17 protein-coding genes are annotated in these 18168 nt (G+C 66.0%); 11 read left to right on the top strand and 6 right to left on the bottom strand.

Annotated elements, in window-relative coordinates:
- Both D3877_RS04045 and D3877_RS04040 read right to left on the bottom strand, forming a co-directional pair.
- Nucleotides 1-1539 carry a Ppx/GppA family phosphatase gene (locus tag D3877_RS04045; protein ID WP_119830774.1) on the bottom strand — a complete coding sequence of 513 codons (1539 nt, stop codon included), beginning with the start codon at nucleotides 1537-1539 and terminating at the stop codon, nucleotides 1-3.
- A 28-nt stretch (nucleotides 1540-1567) separates the two neighbouring features.
- Nucleotides 1568-3715, bottom strand: coding sequence for an RNA degradosome polyphosphate kinase (locus D3877_RS04040; RefSeq protein WP_119829450.1), 2148 nt, complete (start codon nucleotides 3713-3715; stop codon nucleotides 1568-1570).
- Nucleotides 3716-3862: 147 nt separating this feature from the next.
- Here D3877_RS04040 and D3877_RS04035 point away from each other — a divergent pair, with 147 nt between their 5' ends.
- The 7 genes from D3877_RS04035 to trmFO all read left to right on the top strand — a co-directional run bounded on the left by D3877_RS04035 (nucleotide 3863) and on the right by trmFO (nucleotide 11445).
- Nucleotides 3863-4381 carry a SixA phosphatase family protein gene (locus D3877_RS04035; RefSeq protein WP_119829449.1) on the top strand — a complete coding sequence of 173 codons (519 nt, stop codon included), beginning with the start codon at nucleotides 3863-3865 and terminating at the stop codon, nucleotides 4379-4381.
- A gap of 57 nt (nucleotides 4382-4438) precedes the next feature.
- Nucleotides 4439-6040 (top strand): CYTH and CHAD domain-containing protein, encoded by a 1602-nt coding sequence (locus D3877_RS04030; protein WP_119829448.1) that lies wholly within the window; start codon nucleotides 4439-4441, stop codon nucleotides 6038-6040.
- A 133-nt stretch (nucleotides 6041-6173) separates the two neighbouring features.
- A complete protein-coding gene (gene uvrA, locus D3877_RS04025) occupies nucleotides 6174-9029 on the top strand; it encodes an excinuclease ABC subunit UvrA (protein WP_119829447.1) in 2856 nt (951 codons plus the stop codon).
- Between the two features lie 54 nt (nucleotides 9030-9083).
- Nucleotides 9084-9275 carry a hypothetical protein gene (locus tag D3877_RS04020; protein ID WP_119829446.1) on the top strand — a complete coding sequence of 64 codons (192 nt, stop codon included), beginning with the start codon at nucleotides 9084-9086 and terminating at the stop codon, nucleotides 9273-9275.
- A gap of 103 nt (nucleotides 9276-9378) precedes the next feature.
- On the top strand, nucleotides 9379-9684 hold the full coding sequence (locus tag D3877_RS29725) for a nucleotidyltransferase family protein (protein ID WP_158599781.1): 306 nt from the start codon (nucleotides 9379-9381) through the stop codon (nucleotides 9682-9684).
- Complete coding sequence (locus D3877_RS04010; protein ID WP_119829444.1) at nucleotides 9672-10079, top strand: HI0074 family nucleotidyltransferase substrate-binding subunit; 408 nt, start codon at nucleotides 9672-9674, stop codon at nucleotides 10077-10079. The genes D3877_RS29725 and D3877_RS04010 overlap by 13 nt, the downstream gene beginning before the upstream one ends.
- 28 nt (nucleotides 10080-10107) lie before the next feature.
- The gene (trmFO, locus tag D3877_RS04005; RefSeq protein ID WP_119829443.1) at nucleotides 10108-11445 is read left to right on the top strand and encodes a methylenetetrahydrofolate--tRNA-(uracil(54)-C(5))-methyltransferase (FADH(2)-oxidizing) TrmFO; all 1338 of its coding nucleotides are present in this window, start codon (nucleotides 10108-10110) and stop codon (nucleotides 11443-11445) included.
- Between the two features lie 28 nt (nucleotides 11446-11473).
- Here the strand turns inward: trmFO and D3877_RS04000 are convergent, their stop codons facing one another.
- Both D3877_RS04000 and D3877_RS03995 read right to left on the bottom strand, forming a co-directional pair.
- The gene (locus D3877_RS04000) at nucleotides 11474-11887 is read right to left on the bottom strand and encodes a VOC family protein (protein WP_119830773.1); all 414 of its coding nucleotides are present in this window, start codon (nucleotides 11885-11887) and stop codon (nucleotides 11474-11476) included.
- 5 nt (nucleotides 11888-11892) lie between these two features.
- Entirely contained in the window at nucleotides 11893-12747 is an 855-nt protein-coding gene (locus D3877_RS03995; RefSeq protein ID WP_119829442.1) for a phytoene/squalene synthase family protein, read from the bottom strand.
- A gap of 126 nt (nucleotides 12748-12873) precedes the next feature.
- Here D3877_RS03995 and D3877_RS03990 point away from each other — a divergent pair, with 126 nt between their 5' ends.
- The 4 genes from D3877_RS03990 to D3877_RS03975 all read left to right on the top strand — a co-directional run bounded on the left by D3877_RS03990 (nucleotide 12874) and on the right by D3877_RS03975 (nucleotide 16683).
- Nucleotides 12874-13746 (top strand): squalene/phytoene synthase family protein, encoded by an 873-nt coding sequence (locus tag D3877_RS03990; RefSeq protein ID WP_119829441.1) that lies wholly within the window; start codon nucleotides 12874-12876, stop codon nucleotides 13744-13746.
- A 60-nt stretch (nucleotides 13747-13806) separates the two neighbouring features.
- Complete coding sequence (hpnD, locus tag D3877_RS03985; RefSeq protein WP_119829440.1) at nucleotides 13807-14688, top strand: presqualene diphosphate synthase HpnD; 882 nt, start codon at nucleotides 13807-13809, stop codon at nucleotides 14686-14688.
- Nucleotides 14689-14702: 14 nt separating this feature from the next.
- On the top strand, nucleotides 14703-15959 hold the full coding sequence (gene hpnE / locus D3877_RS03980; RefSeq protein ID WP_238474724.1) for a hydroxysqualene dehydroxylase HpnE: 1257 nt from the start codon (nucleotides 14703-14705) through the stop codon (nucleotides 15957-15959).
- 130 nt (nucleotides 15960-16089) lie between these two features.
- Nucleotides 16090-16683 (top strand): superoxide dismutase, encoded by a 594-nt coding sequence (locus tag D3877_RS03975; RefSeq protein ID WP_119829439.1) that lies wholly within the window; start codon nucleotides 16090-16092, stop codon nucleotides 16681-16683.
- 102 nt (nucleotides 16684-16785) lie between these two features.
- On the opposite strand, the gene D3877_RS03970 is transcribed toward D3877_RS03975, so the two are convergent.
- A complete protein-coding gene (locus D3877_RS03970; protein ID WP_119829438.1) occupies nucleotides 16786-17178 on the bottom strand; it encodes an Mth938-like domain-containing protein in 393 nt (130 codons plus the stop codon).
- A 28-nt stretch (nucleotides 17179-17206) separates the two neighbouring features.
- Nucleotides 17207-18157, bottom strand: coding sequence for a protein translocase subunit SecF (gene secF / locus D3877_RS03965; protein ID WP_119829437.1), 951 nt, complete (start codon nucleotides 18155-18157; stop codon nucleotides 17207-17209).
- Nucleotides 18158-18168 lie beyond the last annotated feature (11 nt).

Here is an 18168-nt window from a genome sequence, read left to right as displayed (position 1 = left end):
TCAGGCGGCTTGCGCCCGCGCCGACTGAACGTCACCCTTGCGGTTCAGCGCCTTGGCCAGCGCGTCCACCCGGCGCTGCACCGCTTCGCCCGAGGGCACGCTGCCGTCTTCCGGCAAGGTTAGGACCAACCGCTCGCCGCTGACCTTCAGCGAGGTGCGCTTGAGCAGGCCGGTGGCCCCGCCTGACAGGGTGTGCGCCAGACGCAGCGCCAACCCCAGAACCAAAGCGCGCAACCCCTGCCCTTCCGAGGCCAGAGACCGCGCGCCGATCGTGGTTGGCGAATCAATGGTTCCAGCGTAACGCGCGTAGGCCGACAGCGCCAGAAACGCCCGCTCGTCATGGTCCAACGCCGGGAACGGGTAGCGCAGGATGCGCAAAAAGGCGTGATCCGCCCGGTAATCGGGATGTTCGGCCCAACCGATGTCGCTCAACAGACAGGCGGCGTGGCGCAAACGGATGGCGTTGTCGTCCTCGCCCGCGAACAGACCGGCGGTCCAGTCGGTCAACAGAGACGAATCGCCCATGCGAACGAAGCGCCGCGCCCAATCGGCGGCGGAGGCCAGCAACGGATCCTCACGCTGGCCCTCGGGCGACAGCAGCGAGAAGAGATGCCCTTCGCGCAGGCCATAGGCGGAAAACACCACCTTGGACGGTTGCGCCACCCGCAACAGCCGCTCGAACACCAGGGCGGCGAAGGGCAGCGTGTCCAGGCGGCGGCGCGATCCCGCCATCTTTTCCAGCGAAGAGCGGCTTTGCCGTCCCATCAGGGCGGCGAACTCCCGCGCCTCAAGCGCTGGCAGGGTGTAATGGTGGATGATGTGCAGCGGCGCGCTGGTTTGCTCCATGTGCAGCTTGGCGATGGCGCGCCAGCTTCCGCCCACCGGGTAGAAGGGCCGCCCCTTGGCCTTGTGCAGCCAGGGCAGCGATTCCAAATGCTGGTCGATCAGGCGGATCAGGCCATTTTGGCGGGTGACGCCGGTTTCCATCAGCCGCAGCGGGCCGAGCGGCAGCGTCACCTGCTCGCCAATCACGCCCTGATTCAAGCCAACCAGTTCCAGGCTGCCGCCGCCCAGATCACCGACCAGCCCGTCGGCCTCCGGCGTGCCGGACAGCACGCCCATGGCGGACAGCCGAGCCTCTTCCTCGCCGCTGATGACGCGGACGGTCAGGCCGGTGCGGCGTTCAATCGCTTCGACAAAGGCCGCGCCGTCCTTGGCGTCGCGCACCGCCGCCGTGGCGATCACGTCGAGCCGGGCGATTTCCATCCCGGCGGTCAGGCTGGCGAAACGCTCCAGCGCGATCAACGCCTGTGCCACGCCGTCGGGGTTGAGCGTTCCCGCCTTTTCCACACCGCGCCCCAGACCGCACAGAACCTTTTCGTTGAACAGCGCCATCGGCGAGCGCGTCAACCCATCATAGACGACCAACCGGATCGAGTTTGATCCGATGTCGATCACCGCGACCCGCTCGGCCCCATGCCGGTCATGGCCGGATCCCAGCGAGGGCGTGACCGATGCGATCACGCGATTGTCGTCCATCACCATCATCGACTCCATCACCCGGGCGTCACGACACCGTGCGGAGCATCAAACGCGGCGGCGTGCGTTTGTTGCTCAAGGCGCTGCCCCGGCCCGACAGGCTGGGGTTGGTCATGAAGTAATTGTGGACGCTGAACGCGTCTTGGCCAGCCTTGATGCGATGATACACGCCATCGGGGCCAAGCTTCCAGGTGCTGGCCTCGTCCTTCAGATTGCCGACCATGATCTGGTCGAGCACCTGCTCGTGGACCGTCGGGTTTTCGATGGGAACCAGCGTCTCGATTCGCCGATCCAGATTGCGGGTCATCCAATCCGCCGAGGAGATGAAGATCTTCGCTTGCGCGCTGGGCAGGCCATGGCCGTTGCCAAAGCAGATCACCCGGCCATGCTCCAGGAAGCGACCGACGACGCTGCGCACGCGGATGTTTTCCGACAGACCCTTGACGCCCGGACGCAGGCAGCAGATGCCGCGAATCACCATGTCAATCTGCACGCCCGCCTGCGAGGCCTTGTAAAGCTGGTCGATGATGGTCGGATCGACCAACGAGTTCAGCTTCACCCAAATGGCCGCCGGGCGACCGGCGTTGGCGTGGGTGATTTCCGCCTCAATCAGGTCGGTCAGACGTTGGCGCAGGGTGATCGGCGCGATGGCGATCTTTTCCAGAACCTTCGGCGTGGCGTAGCCGGTCATGAAGTTGAACATCACCGCCGCGTCGTGGCAGAGCGCCGGGTCGCAGGTGAAGAAGGACAGGTCGGTGTAAATCTTCGCGGTGATCGGGTGATAGTTGCCCGTCCCGAAATGGACGTAGCTGCGCAGCGCCTTGTTCTCGCGCCGCACCACCATCGACACCTTGGCGTGCGTCTTCAAATCGACGAAGCCGTAAACCACCTGGGCGCCCGCGCGTTCCAGATCGCGCGCCCAGCGGATGTTGGCCTCTTCATCGAAGCGCGCCTTCAACTCGATCAGCGCCGTCACCGACTTGCCGGCCTCCGCCGCCTCGATCAGCGCGGCGACGATGGGGCTGTCCTTGCTGGTGCGGTAGAGCGTTTGCTTGATGGCGACGACTTGCGGATCACGCGCCGCTTGACGGATGAACTGCACCACCACGTCGAAGCTCTCATACGGGTGGTGAACGACGATGTCCTTGTGACGGATGGCGGCGAAGCAATCGCCGCCGAAATCGCGGATCCGCTCCGGGAAACGGGCGTTGAAGGGGCGGAAGACCAAATCCGGGCGCTCGTCCACGATCAAATTCTTGGTGTCGACCAAACCGATCAAGCCATCAAGCGCGAACACGTCGTCCGGCGCCACCTTCAACTCGCTGCGCAGGAACTCGCGCAGGTCGGCGGCCATGTGGTTGTCCGTCGCCAAGCGGATGACCCGGCCCCGGCGACGGCGCTTCAACGCGGATTCGAAGGTGCTGACCAGATCCTCGGCCTCTTCCTCGATTTCCATTTCGCTGTCGCGCAGGACGCGGAAGACGCCATGGGCCTTGACCTGGAACGGCGGGAACAGACGGTCGATGAACAGCATCACCGTCTTTTCCAATTGGATGAAACGGATCTCCGATCCCGGCAGGCGGATGAAGCGTTCAAGCTGCGAGGGCAGCGGCACCAGCGCGTCGATGTGGCGCAGCTTCACCGGGTCGTGCAGTTGGAGCGCGATGGAAAAGCCCAGATTGGGCAAAAACGGGAAGGGATGGGCCGGATCGACGGCGATGGGGGTCAGAATCGGGAAAATATCGTCGAGGAACTTGGCCTCCAGCCAATCCTTTTCCGATTCGGTCAGCTCCTCGGGATCGACGACGGAGATTCCCGCTTCGCGCATTTCGCCTTTCAGCGTGCGCCACATCGCCTGTTGGCTGGCCATCAGCTCGACGATGCGCGCCTTGACGGCGTTCAACTGCTGGGCCGGGGTGAGGTTTTCCGGGCTGGGGGTTTTCACTCCCGCCGCCACCTGCCCCTTCAGACCGGCGACGCGCACCATGTAGAATTCATCAAGGTTGCTGGCCGAAATCGACAGGAAGCGCAGCCGCTCCAGCAACGGATGGCTGGGATTTTCCGCTTCGTCCAGGACGCGCTGGTTGAACGCCAGCCACGACAACTCACGGTTGATGAAGCGTTCCGGGGCAGTCGCTTCAATGCAAACCGTATCGAGATCCTGGAGATTGGTCACGGCAGCCTCTGATGTTCGTTCGGGTGCGCCGGTGATCGGCGCGGTCAAAGCTCAGGGCGACAACTCTACCCCATTTGCGTTACGATTTCAGGACTCCTGTTGCTTTCCCTCTCGCCGCCCCGCGCGTTTTCCTGGAATCGCCTCGCCATGAAGACATTGTTCCTGCTCCGCCACGCCAAATCCTCCTGGGACGCCCCCGCCACCGGCGATCACGACCGCCCGCTCGCCCCACGTGGGGAAAAGGCGGCGACTCTGGTCGGCAACCACTTGCGGATGCACCACGCCCGCGTCGATCTGGTGCTCTGCTCGACGGCTCTGCGCGCGGTGGAAACCCGCAAGCGGGTGATGGCGGCCATGGGATCGCCCTTTCCCCCCGTGGAGCATGAGCGGGGCCTCTATCTGTGCGGGGCGCGGACGCTGTTGGAACGGCTGCGCGACGCGCCGGAATCCGCCAAGGGGGTTATGCTGATCGCCCACAACCCCGACCTGCACGAATTGGCGCAGGAGTTGACGGGAAGCGGCGACCACGACCACCGCCAGGATCTGGCGGAAAAATACCCGACCGGCTCCTGCGCCGTTCTGCTGTTCGAGACGATGCGGTGGCGTGACCTGGATCTGGGGGCCGGGCGGCTGGCCGATTTTGTGCAGCCGCGCAAACTTACTTAACGCGGCGCCGCATCTTGGAGTATCCACGGATCCGACCGACCGGAAGGAACCACCCGTTTGCCCCCCGTCACGCCCGACGCGCCGCCCACCAGTCTCACCAGCACGGCGCCCTCCCCGGTCGCCAAGGGAACCGCCGTTCGCGAGGTGGAGCTGAAACTCCACGTCGCCCCGGCGGATCTGGCGCGCGTGGCCGCTCTTCCCAGCGTGTTGGAGCAGGCGGAAGGCGCGGCGACGGTTCGCCATTTGCGCACGGTTTATTTCGACACCCCCGATTTGCGGCTGTTCGCCCAGGGCGTCGCCTTGCGGGTTCGGCAAGACGGTGATCGCTTCACCCAAACCTTGAAGACGGTGAACAGCGCCACCTCCAGCGATTCGGCGGGTGTGGCGGTGCGGCGCGAGTGGGACTGGCCAGTGGCTGGCGAGGCGCTGGATCTGTCGGTCTTTTCCGCCGAAAGCCTCGCCGGTCTGGTGCCCACGGATGCGCGCGCCGCGCTTGCTCCGCAGTTCGTGACTGACTTTCGTCGCACCACGTTGTTGATCCGCCCGGATCCCCGAACCGCCATCGAGCTTGCGGTGGATGAGGGGGTGATTGAGGCGGGTGGACGCTCTCACCCGATCAGCGAGGTTGAGCTGGAATTGAAGGCGGGCCGGGTCGCTCGCCTGTTTGATGTGGCCTTGCGCCTGCAAAACGCCGTGCCGATGCGCATCGGCACGGAAAGCAAGGCCGAGGTTGGCTTGCGGCTGGTCACGGGACGCTTGCCCGCCCCGGTCGATTCCCCCCCGCTCGCCCTATCGCCCGTCACCACGGTGGCCGAGGCCTACCGCCACATCCTGCGCCACGCCCTGCGCCAATTCCTCGCCAACGAAGCCTGCGCGCTGGCGGGAAGCGACGTCGAGGGGTTGCACCGGATGCGGGTCGCCCTGCGTCGCCTGCGCACCGCGCACCGGCTGTTCGCGCCGCTCGTCGCCTCGACCCAGGCCGACCGGCTGGTGGAGGACAGCCGCGCGCTCGCCAAGCAGCTTGGTCCGGCGCGCGGCTGGGACGTCGCCCTGTCGGGCGTCATCGACCCTCTGTCGGCCAGCCCGAAAGCGCCGGAGGGGCTGCCCGCGCTGGCAGCCGCCGCCCGCAGCGCTGGGGCCGGACCCGCGCGCGAGGCGGTCGCCGCCATCCTCGCCCCGCGCTGCACCACCAACGTCCTGGCGCTGGCCGCTTGGTTGGAGGATGGGTTGTGGCTGAGCAACGCCGACGAAGCGCGGCGAGCCGCGTTGAACGCCCCCATCGCCAGCGTCGCCGCCGATTGGCTGGCCGCCCGCATGGCCAAGATCGAAAAGGCGCCAAAGATCCCCGACGAGGCCAAGGCGCGGGAAAAGCTGCGGCGGCGCTTGCGCACCTTGCGCTACACGGCGGAGTTCTTTCGCGGGCTTTACCCGGAAACCGCCACCCTGCCCTTCATCGGCGTCGTCGAGGCGCTGTTGCAGGCGCTTGACGCCGATCACGACGCGGCGACCAGCCGCAAGATGCTGGCGGCCTTGCCCGGCGTGGACGGCAAGACTCTGGCCGCCACCGCCGCCTGGATCGACCGGCAGGCCGACAAGCGCCGCCGCGCCCTGCCCGACCTGTGGAAACGCTTTCACGACACCCCGGCGTTCTGGGCGTGAGCCAAGAGCTTGCCGCCGCGCGGTGGCAATCGCTGGCCTTGCGCCTATATCGTCACGGCGGCTTTGTCGGGGCCGAACCTTTGGGCATGATGCCTCTTCCCAACCGGACAGGCTTCGGGTAAAAGAACACACCATGAACAAATTCATCAGCGTCCGTGGCGCGCGGGAACACAATCTGAAGAACGTCGATGTGGATCTGCCGCGCGACGAACTGATTGTCATCACCGGCCTGTCGGGTTCCGGCAAATCGTCGTTGGCCTTCGACACGATTTACGCCGAAGGGCAACGTCGTTACGTCGAAAGCCTGTCGGCCTACGCGCGCCAGTTTCTGGAACTGATGCAAAAGCCCGACGTCGATTCGATTGAAGGGCTGTCGCCCGCCATTTCGATCGAACAGAAAACGACCTCGCGCAATCCCCGCTCCACCGTCGGCACGGTGACGGAGATTTACGATTACATGCGCCTGCTGTGGGCGCGGGTCGGCGTTCCTTACTCCCCCGCCACCGGGCTGCCCATTGAAAGCCAGACGGTCAGCCAGATGGTGGACCGCATCATGGCGATGCCGGAGGGAACGCGCCTGCTGCTGCTGGCCCCCTTCGTGCGCGGCCGCAAGGGCGAGTACAAAAAGGAAATACAGGATCTCCGCAAACGCGGCTTCCAGCGCGTGCGCGTCGATGGCGCCATGCACGAGATCGACGAGGTGCCCGCCCTCAACAAAAAGCTCAAGCACGACATCGAGGTGGTGGTTGACCGCATCGTCGTGCGCGACGGTCTGGGCAACCGGCTGGCCGATTCGCTGGAAACCGCACTGGGGCTGGCCGACGGCATTGTTTGGGTGGAGAACGCCGAAACCGCCGAACAGACGGTGTTTTCACAAAAATTCGCCTGCCCAGTGTCGGGCTTCACCATCCCGGAAATCGAACCCCGGCTGTTCTCCTTCAACAACCCGTTCGGCGCTTGCCCGGCCTGCGACGGCTTGGGCAGCAAGATTTACTTCGACCCGATGCTGGTGGTTCCGGATGAACGGCTGCCGCTGTCCAAAGGCGTGATCGCGCCCTGGGCCGGGTCCAGCTCCAAATATTACGACCAGACGCTTGACAGCATCGCCCGGCATTTCGGCGTGGCGATGACGACGCCGTGGGAGGAGTTGCCGGACGTGGTGCGGCAAACCATCCTCTACGGTTCCGGTGAGACGCCGATCACGATGACCTACGAGGACGGGCTGCGCAGCTACCAGACCGCCAAGCCGTTCGAGGGCATCATCAACAATCTGGAGCGCCGTTACCGCGAGACCGACAGCGCGTGGTCGCGCGATGAAATGGCGAAATTCCAATCCTCCCAACCCTGCGAGGTCTGCAAAGGCGCGCGGCTGAAACCGGAGGCGTTGGCCGTCAAGGTCCGTGGCCGTCACATTTCCGAGGCGACGGAGCTGTCAATCGCCGAGGCGGCGGCGTGGTTTGGCGAGTTGAACGCGCATCTGCGCCCCAAGGATCAGGAAATCGCTTACCGCATCCTGAAGGAAATCAACGAGCGGCTGGGCTTCCTGAACGCCGTCGGCTTGGAGTATCTGACGCTGGCGCGCGGCTCCGGCACCCTGTCCGGCGGCGAAAGCCAGCGCATCCGCTTGGCCTCGCAGATCGGTTCCGGCCTGACCGGGGTGTTGTATGTGCTGGACGAACCGTCCATCGGCCTGCACCAGCGCGACAACGACCGCCTGCTGGAAACCCTGAAGCGGCTGCGCGACATCGGCAACACGGTGATCGTCGTCGAGCATGACGAGGACGCCATCCGCAGCGCCGATTATCTGGTCGATATGGGGCCGGGCGCCGGGCAGCATGGCGGAACCGTCATCGCCCAAGGCACGCCGGAGGAGGTCTGCCGCCACCCCGACAGCGTGACGGCGCAATTCCTCAACGGAACCCGCTTCGTGCCGATCCCCGAGCGTCGCCGCCCCGGTCATCCCGGCCAATTTCTGGAGGTGACGGGCGCGCGGGCGAACAATCTGAAGAACGTTTCGACCAAGATTCCGCTGGGCACCTTCACCTGCGTCACCGGCGTGTCGGGCGGCGGAAAATCCACCCTCATCATCGAAACGCTCTACAAGGCGGTGGCGCGCAAGCTGATGGGCGCGCGCGAGCATCCCGCCGAGCATGATTCGGTGCTGGGCTTGGAGCATCTCGACAAGGTCATCGATATCGACCAGTCGCCGATTGGCCGCACCCCGCGCTCCAACCCGGCGACTTACACCGGGGCCTTCACGCCAATGCGCGACTGGTTCGCCGGTCTGCCGGAGGCCAAGGCGCGCGGCTATGGCCCGGGCCGCTTCTCCTTCAACGTCAAGGGCGGACGGTGCGAGGCCTGCCAGGGCGACGGCGTCATCAAGATCGAGATGCATTTCCTGCCCGACGTCTACGTCACCTGCGACGTCTGCCACGGCAAGCGTTACAACCGCGAGACGCTCGACGTCACCTACCGCGACAAGACCATCGCCGACGTCCTCGACATGACGGTGGAGGAGGGCAAGGAGTTCTTCAAGGCGGTGCCGGGCATCCGCGACAAGCTCGACACGCTGGAACGGGTGGGCCTCGGTTACATCCATGTCGGGCAGGCGGCGACCACCCTGTCGGGCGGCGAGGCGCAGCGCGTCAAGCTGTCCAAGGAACTCAGCCGCCGCGCCACCGGGCGCACGCTTTACATTCTGGACGAACCGACCACCGGCCTGCATTTCGCCGACGTCGAAAAGCTGATGGAGGTTCTCCACGCGCTGGTCGATCAGGGCAACACGGTGCTGGTGATCGAACACAATTTGGAGGTCATCAAGACCGCCGACTGGATCATAGACCTTGGCCCGGAGGGCGGCACCGGCGGCGGCGAGATCGTCGCCGAAGGCACGCCCGAACAGGTCGCCAAGGTCAAGCGCAGCTACACCGGGCGCTATCTGGCGCCCTATCTGGCGGCGGCGAAAAGCAAGGCGCGTGAAGAGGCGTGAACAAATAGGACCATCCGCGCGTTTCACCATCAACCACATGATGGGAGACCAGAGATGACCAGATCGCTTTTCACGGGTTTCGCGGCTCCGGTTGGCGCGCTGTTGCTGCTGACCGCTTGCGGATCGAGCAGAACCGCCACCACCAGCACAACGACGAGCACGACCACGCCGACCTATGGCTCGACGATTCTCGTCCCACCCGGTTCCACGACCATCGAACGCAGCACCACGACCAAGACCGAGTGACGCCCCCGCCGTCGTGAACGAACGCCCGACCGTCCCATTTGGAACGCCGGGCATTCGTTCGCCGTGGCGGCGGACCCGCAACCTTCTGTGCTATCCTCGCGTCATGATGAATGATGTCCGCCTGCGCGCGCTCGACACCGTCAAGCGGATCGTCCTTGATCGGCTTGACGGTCGGGAGGCGCGCGTCTTCCTCTTCGGCTCCTGCGCGCGCGGCGACGTGCGGCACTGGAGCGACATCGACGTCGCCATTGATCCGGCAGAGGCGATTCCCGCCGGGCTGATGGCCGACATCGCCGAGGATCTTGAGGAAAGCACAGCTCCCTATTTCGTCGATGTGGTGGATCTGACCCACGCCCGGCCCGAGTTCCGCGCGGTTGTTTTGAGCGAAGGCGTCGAATGGACCCGGTAGAACGGAAACTGGACAACGCCGAACAGGCGCTGGGGCGGCTGAAAGAGGTGTTGGCCCGCCCAAAGGACGACATCGTGCGGGATTCTGCGATTCTGCGTTTCACCTTGGCGGTGGAAACCGCCTGGAAGGCCGCCCGCGCGGTGATCGCCGATCAAGCCGGGCCGGAGCGATTGACCTCAGCCAGTCCAAAGGCGGTGGCGCGGGAAAGCCAGATCGCCGGTTTTCTGGACGAATCGCAGGCGGAGGCCGTCATCGCTATGATGAACGACCGCAATCTGACGGTTCACACCTATGACGAGGAGAAGGCCAACGCGCTGTTCTCCCGTCTGCCGGAACACGCTGCGTTGATCGAACGCTGGCTTCTGGCGCTGCGCGCCGCTATGACGCGCGTGTGACGCAAACTTTTGTTCGTTGGAACCATCCATGACCGACAATCTTCGCCCCGTCCATGTCGTCGGCGGCGGTCTCGCCGGGTCCGAATCCGCGTGGCAGATCGCCGAACGCGGCATCCCCGTCGTCCTGCACGAGATGCGGCCTGTCCGCAAAACCGACGCCCACGACACCGACAAGCTGGCGGAACTGGTCTGCTCCAACTCCTTCCGCTCCGACGACGCCGAATACAACGCGGTCGGCCTGTTGCACGAAGAGATGCGGCGCTGCGGCTCGCTGATCTTGCGCTGCGCCGACGCGCACAAGGTTCCGGCGGGCGGCGCGCTGGCCATGGACCGCGACCATTTCGCCGCCGCCGTGACCGAGGCGATCACCGCCCACCCGCTCATCACCATCGAGCGCGGCGAGGTCGCCGGGTTGCCGCGAGAGGACTGGGACAGCGTCGTCATCGCCACCGGCCCGCTGACCTCCCCGCCGCTGGCCGAGGCCATCCGCGCCTTCACTGGCGAAGAGTCGCTGGCCTTCTTCGACGCCATCGCCCCGATTGTCTATCTGGAGAGCGTCGATCTGTCGAAGGCGTGGTTCCAGTCGCGCTACGACAAGCCCGGCCCCGGCGGCACCGGCAAGGATTACATCAACTGCGCCTTTGAGAAGGACGATTACCGCGCCTTCATCGACGCGCTGATCGGCGGCGAAAAGGTCGATTTCAAGGAGTGGGAAAAGACCACCCCCTATTTCGAAGGCTGCCTGCCGATCGAGGTGATGGCCGAACGCGGCGTCGACACCCTGCGCTACGGCCCGATGAAGCCGGTCGGCCTGACCAACCCGCACAAGCCCGAACGCCGCCCCTACGCCGTGGTGCAGTTGCGCCAGGACAACGCGCTGGGCACCCTGTACAACCTCGTCGGTTTCCAGACCAAGCTGCGCCACGCCGAACAGGCGCGTATTTTCCGCATGATTCCCGGTCTGGAAAACGCCGAATTCGCCCGTCTGGGCGGTCTGCACCGCAACACCTTCCTGAACAGCCCGCGCCTGCTCGACGGCGCGCTGCGTTTGAAGTCCCAGCCGCGCCTGCGCTTCGCCGGGCAGGTCACGGGCTGTGAGGGCTATGTGGAAAGCGCCGCCGTCGGCCTGCTCGCCGGGCGCTTCGCCGCCGCCGACCGCCTGGGGCAAGATTGCGTCGCCCCGCCGCCGACCACGGCGCTTGGCGCCATCCTCAGCCACATCACCGGCGGCGCGGAGGCGGAAACCTTCCAGCCGATGAACGTCAATTTCGGCCTGTTCCCCCCGGTTGACGACAAAATTCGCGGGCGGGACCGCAAGCTGGCCTACACGCGCCGCGCATTGGCCGATTTGGCGGCTTGGGTGTGAGTTCAGGAACGCTGTTCGACGACGCCAATCAGACTTCGTCGAACAGCGCCATCCCCGACGGCGGGTTGCGTCGGTAGACCGCCAACCGGCTCTCCAGCCCGCCGACATGCAACTCGATCCGGTGTCCGTCCGGGTCAAGGACATACAACGAGTCGCCTTCGCTGCGGTTGTCTTTCCAAACCCGCGCCGCAGCGGCGACGCGCTCCGACAGCGCCGAGAAGTCGTCCGCCGCAACGTCGAAGGCGACATGGGTGTAATCGCAGCGCACCGCCTTCTCAGCCTCGGCGTCAACCGACAGGCACAGCCACAGCGCCCCGGCTTCCAGATAGGCGCCTTGCAACCACCGCGCCCGCAACCGGAACCCCAGAAGGTCGTGGTAAAAGGCAAGGGCGCGGTCCAGATCAACCACCGCCAGCGTCAGGTGATTGAGGCCACGCACCACCGTCATCAGTACCGCCCGCGCAGCGCCGCCCAGCCCAAGCGCAAATGCCGGAACGGGTGCGGCAGCAGCACGCGCGGGGCGAAGACGTCATGGTCGGCTTTGGCGATCACGCCAAGATGCAGATCGGCCAGCACGGCGGGCAGCAAGGCGGGGAGCGCGGCCTTCGGCAGGCCCCGGCGCAACCGGCGGGCTTGGTCCAGATGCTCCGCCGCCACCCGCGCCACATCGGCGATCACCGGGCGCAGTTCTGATTTTGAACGGCCCGCGAACAGATCCTCCGACTGAGCGCCATGCTCGGTCATCCGGTCGGCGGGCAGCAACTGCCGGTGCTGACGGGCGAGAAAGGGAACGGCGCGCAGAATGCCGGTCAGCGCGTAGGTGATGCCGACATGCCGACCCACGGCCATCGCCTGCTCGCTCCGCACGTCGAGAATCTCAAGGGCCAATTGCACCAACGGCGCGCCGGTGACGTCGGCGTAATTGACCAGACAGGTCAGGTCGGCGGGCGGCGTGTCGTCGAGATCGGCCTCGCGCGCGTCGATCAGCCGATCAAACAGAGACCGACTGAGGCTCAAGGTCTTTGCCGCCTCCGCCAACGGGTCCATCACGGCGTGGCGCGGTACGGGTCCGTCCTCATAGACAGCCTCGACGCCGTCGCGCCAGAATTGGAGCCGCATCTGACCAAGGATTGGTTCGCTGACGACTTCACGGGTCTTGGCGATTTCCACGTTGAAGGCGTGCAGCGCAAACAACGCCTCGCGCCGATCTTCTGGAGCGAAGAGTCCCGTCAAGAAATGATCGTTGTCGTGTTTTCGGACCTCCCGCCCGCAATAGGACAGGTCGGTCGTTGCCGTCGCCATGGGAATCCCGATTGGAAAAAAGAAAGGTGGTGTGGTTTGGAACGTAAGACAAATCCTCAGTCCAAGCCCATATTAAACGCGGAAGGCCACACCGCCAGCCCCGACGCGCAGCAGGCAAGGTTTCCCATGACCGATTTCAACCTCGCCCCGGCCAAGCCCCGCAAGCCCAACCCGGTCGCCCGCAAGGACGAGAGCGGGGAAAATTTCCCCGTCGCCTCCCGCTTGCTGCCCAAGCATCTGCGCCCGCACGTCATGGCCTTTTACCGTTTCCTGCGGTTGGCCGACGACATCGCCGACGACGCGGATCTGGAGCCGGAAACCAAGCTGTCCTATCTGGAGGCTTTGGAACGGACCCTGACCTCGGGTCAGGCCAAGCACGCCTATCTGAAACCGGCGCTGGATCTGCGGGACAGCCTGCAAGCCACCGGGGTCAGCGACCGCCACGCGCGCCAAGTGTTGCGCGCCTTCCGCCGCGACGCGGTCGGCGCCCGCTGCCACAGTTGGAGCGATCTTCTGCTCTATTGCCGCTATTCCGCCAACCCGGTCGGGCGCTATCTGCTGGAGCTGCACGGCGAGGGAATCGCCGCCGGCATGGCGTCGGACGCGCTGTGCGCCGCCTTGCAGGTGTTGAACCATCTTCAGGACGCGCGCGACGATTGGACGCTGTTGGGACGCTGCTACATCCCGTTGGTCTGGTTTGATGAGGCGGGCATCAGCGTGGAGAAGCTGGTGGAGCCGCAGAGCGATCCGCGTCTGCGCGTGATCTTCAACCAAACCCTTGATAAGACGGACGATCTTTTGACGGACGCCGCCGCCCTGCCCGGCCTGATCCAGCATCGCGGCCTGCGGCTGGAGGCCTCGGTCATCCTCAGCGTCGCCGAAGCGCTGTCGCAGCGGCTGCGCGCGCACGACCCGTTGAAGACCCGCGTCGAGCTTGGCCCGCATCACAAGCTGCTGGCCGTGGCGCGGGGGCTGGCGCGAAGCGTCACCGCCTCCTAAACTCCGGGGCCGCGTTCGCTCGAACGTCCGGTTTGATCGTCGGCCCAGGATGTCTCGCGCATGACCAGCCCTTTGACCCACGCGGCCACGCCGCCGTGCGCCGAATCGCCCTCCATGGTCGCCCAACGGTCGGGAAGCAGTTTTTATTGGCCGATGCGCCTGCTGCCGCGTTCCAAACGCGCGGCGATGTTCGCCATCTACGCCTTTTGCCGCCGCATTGACGACATCGCCGACGAACCCGGTTCCCCGGCGGCCAAACGCGCCGGGCTGGCGGAATGGCGGCGCGACATTCACGAGATTTACAGCGGCGGCGCGGCGACCAATCCCGTCGCCGCCGCCTTGAAGGACGCCATCGACCGCTATGGCCTGCCGCGCGCCGAGTTGGACGCGCTGATCGACGGCATGACGATGGACGTCGGCGCGGGCTTGCGCGCGCCCGATCTGGCGACCCTGCGGACCTATTGCCGCCGCGTCGCCGGGGCCGTTGGGATGCTGGCGATTCGCGTCTTCGACCGCGCCGATTCGGACACCGAGGCCTTCGCGCTGGCCTTGGGCGAGGCGCTGCAACTGACCAATATTCTGCGCGACCTGAGCGAAGACGCGGCGCTGGGGCGGCTCTATCTGCCGCGCGAGGCGCTGGCGCTGGCGGGCATCCACACCCAGATCCCGGAGGAGGCTTTGGCCCACCCCAACCTCGCCCGCGCCTGCGAGGCGGTGGCCGATCTGGCGGAGGCTGATTTCGCCGACGCGCGCGACGCCATCGCGGGCAAAGTCGGCGGATCGCTGTGGGCGGCGGTGGCGATGATGGTGCTGTATCACCGGCTGTTGCGGCGGCTGCGCGCGCGGGGCTGGCGCGATCCCTCCGAACGGGTGCGGGTCGGTCGGCGGGAAAGCGCCTGGGTCGCCCTGCGCTGCCTGCTCGGCTCGCCGCCCGCCGCCTGAGCGACGCGCTCATCATGACCACCTGTCATGTGATCGGGGCCGGGCTGGCCGGGTTGGCCGCCGCGCTGCGGCTGGCCGAGTCGGGTCGGCGAGTCGCGCTGTACGAGCAGGCGCCGCAGGCGGGCGGGCGCTGCCGGTCCTTTTACGACGCCACGCTCGACCGCATGATCGACAATGGCAGCCACATGGCGCTCAGCGGAAACCACGCGCTGGTCGATTACGCCCGGCGCAGCGGGACCGGGGACGCGCTGACGGCCCTGCGCCCCGCCGCCTTCCCCTTCCTGGACCAGCGCGACGGCGCGCTCTGGACTTTGCGCCCCGGCGGGCTGTGGCTGTTCGACGACGCCCGGCGGGTTCCGGGCAGCCGCCCCTGGCAATATCTGGCGGCGTTGCGCGCAGTGGTCGCCGGACCGGACCACACGATGGATCAAGCCTTGCCGCCTGGCGGGCCGCTGCACGAACGGCTGTGGCGACCGTTGGCGGTGTCGGCGCTGAACGGCCCAACGGCGCGCGTCTCGGCCCGCCTGTTCGGCGCGGTGATGCGGGAAACCCTGCTGCGCGGCGAGGCGGCCTGCCGTCCGTTGGTCACGCCGCGTGGGTTGACCGCCGCCTTCGTCGATCCGGCCTTGCGCCGTTTGGCGGCGCTGGGGGCCGATGTGCGGCTGGGCGCGCGGGTGGACGCCCTGCGCTTTAGTGATGAACATTCTGGGGCCGCGCGGGTGGTTGGCCTGTCGGTCGGCGGCGCGGCGGTGGATCTGCCCCCCGGCGAGTCGGTGATCCTCGCCGCTCCCGCTTGGGTGGCGGAGCGGTTGGTTCCCGGCCTGACCGTGCCGCCGCCCGGCCCGGCCATCGTCAACGTCCATTACCGGCTCGACGAATCGGCGCGCTTGCCGGGTGGTCTGCCTTTTCTGGGGTTGATCGGCGGACAGGCCGAATGGCTGTTCGCGCGGGAGGACGTCGTCGCCGTCACCGTCAGCGACGCCGACGTCCTGGCCGACCAACCCGCCGAGGCCATCGCCGCCCTTCTGTGGCGCGACGTCGCCGCCGCCTTGCGGCTTGATGGCCCGATTCGCCCCTATCGGGTGGTGAAGGAACGTCGGGCGACACCCGACCAAGCGCCCGACTCGGTTTTGCGCCGCCCGCCGACCCGCACCCGCTGGGGCAATCTGACGCTGGCCGGGGACTGGACGGACACCGGGCTTCCGGCCAGCCTGGAAGCCGCCGTTCGTTCGGGCGACCGTGCGGCAAAGCTCATACTTTCAGCCCGTTGATGCGCTTTCCGGCAGTCTAGAGCGTTTCCAGACTTCACATCGTTGCGCCTTCGGCCTATTTGGTCGGGTGGAGGCGCCGCGCTCCCAAGGCACGGCCCGGAAGGACTTTTCAAGAAGAGAGGGTTTCGACATGGCGTTTGAACTTCCGCCGCTCCCCTACGCGTATGACGCTCTGGCCCCGTACATTTCGGAACAGACGCTGCGCCTGCACCACGGCAAGCATCACCAGACCTACGTCACCAACCTGAACAACCTGACCAAGGATTCGCCCTTGGCCGAGGCCAGCCTGGAAGACGTCATCAAGCAGACGGTCGGCGACGCCACCAAGATCGGCATTTTCAACAACGCCGCCCAGATCTGGAACCACACCTTCTTCTGGCAGAGCCTGAAGAAGGACGGCGGCGTCATCCCGGCGGCGCTGGAAGCCCGCATCGTCGCCGATTTCGGCAGCGTGGAAAAGTTCAAGGAAGAGCTGACCCAGGCCGCCCTGACCCAGTTCGGTTCCGGCTGGGCGTGGCTGTACGAAGAGAACGGCACGCTGAAGGTCGGCAAGACCGGCAACGCCGACACCCCCTTCGCCCATGGCAAGAAGCCGCTGTTCACCATCGATGTCTGGGAACACGCCTATTACGTCGATTTCCAGAACCGCCGCGCCGATTTCGTGAAGGCGGTCATCGACCACCTCGCGAACTGGGATTTCGCCGCCGAACAGCTCGGCGTCTGATCTCAATGCCTGCGTTGAAAATGGGCGTGCGTTGAAAACGGCAAAGGCGTCCCGGTTGGGACGCCTTTGTTGTTTCTGGCCGAGCGATTCAGCCGCACCGCTTTACACCGGCAGCATCGCCACAGCCACCCGCCGCCCTTCGGCCAGCAGGATGTTGTAGGTCCGGCAGACCGCGCGGCTGTCCATGAACTCGACGACGATGCCCGCCGCGCGCAACTCCTGACGCAGGGCCTTCGGCACGAACCGCATCGTCGGGCCGGTGCCGAGCAACAGAAGCTCCACTTTCGGCTCCGCCGCGACGATCTCCGCGAAATCGGCGGCGGTCAGCGCGGCCATGTCGGCGCTGACGTCCGGGCCGACGCTCCACGGCAACGTGCGGTCGGGCAGCACGATGACCGCCCCGACCCACCAGCGCCCGGACACGCAGAACTGCCCCTCGCCATAACCGTCGATGACCTGACGGTCAGACGAGATCATCGGTGTGATGTCGGCCATGGGGCAGTCCTTTCCGACGACGCCGCGCTTAGGGCGTCGTCGGGGCGTTGGTGGGCTGAACGTCCGGCGCGCCGCGACGCAGGCGGTTTTCGCCGAGGAACAGCAGGATCGGCGCGGCGATAAAGATGGACGAGGTGGTGGCGATGAACACGCCAAGCAGCAGCACGATGCCGAAATCCTGCAAGGCCTCGCCGCCGAACAGCGCCAGCGGAATGACCGAGAGGAAGGTGCACATCGAGGTGCCGAGCGTACGGTTCAGCGTCTCGTTGATCGACAGGTCGATCAGGTCGCGCAACGGCATCTTCTTGTAGATGCGCAGGTTCTCGCGCATCCGGTCATAGACCACGACCTTGTCGTTGATCGAATAGCCCATGATGGTCAGGATCGCGGCGACCGCCACCAGATTGAACTGCAAGCCGGTGACGGCGTAGAAGCCGACGATCTTGGTGATGTCGAGCAGCAGCGTCACCACCGCGCCCAAGCCGAACTGCCATTCAAAGCGGAACCAGATGTAGAGCAGCATCGCCAGCATGGCGAGGCCGAGCGCCATCATGCCGTTGGCGAACAGCTCGCCGCTGACCGAAGCGCCGACCGCTTCGACGCGGCGGACCTGGGTGCCGGGAACGGCGGTGGCCAGCGTGGCGCGCACCTTGTCGGCGGCGACCTGCTGGGCGGCGTCGTCGCCGGGCTGGCGTTCCAGGCGGATCAAGACGTCCTGATTCGATCCGAACTCCTGCAACGCGACCTGCCCCATGCCAAGCCCGGTCAGGGTGTGGCGCAGCGAGGCGAAATCAGTGGCCTGCGGCGTGCGGGCTTCGATGACGATGCCGCCACGGAAGTCGATGCCGTAATTCAGCCCCGGATGGAAGAACAGGATCAACGAGGCGATGGACAGGAACGCCGACGTGATAAGGCCAGCGTACCGGCCGTTCATGAAGGGGATCTTGGTGTTGTCGGGGACCAGGCGAAGCCGGAACATGGAACTACCTC

The sequence above is a fragment of the Azospirillum cavernae genome (genome assembly GCF_003590795.1).
GTDB classification, from domain to species: domain Bacteria; phylum Pseudomonadota; class Alphaproteobacteria; order Azospirillales; family Azospirillaceae; genus Azospirillum; species Azospirillum cavernae.
Note: the sequence above shows the minus strand (reverse complement) of the source record. Positions and strands in the feature narration are given on the sequence as shown.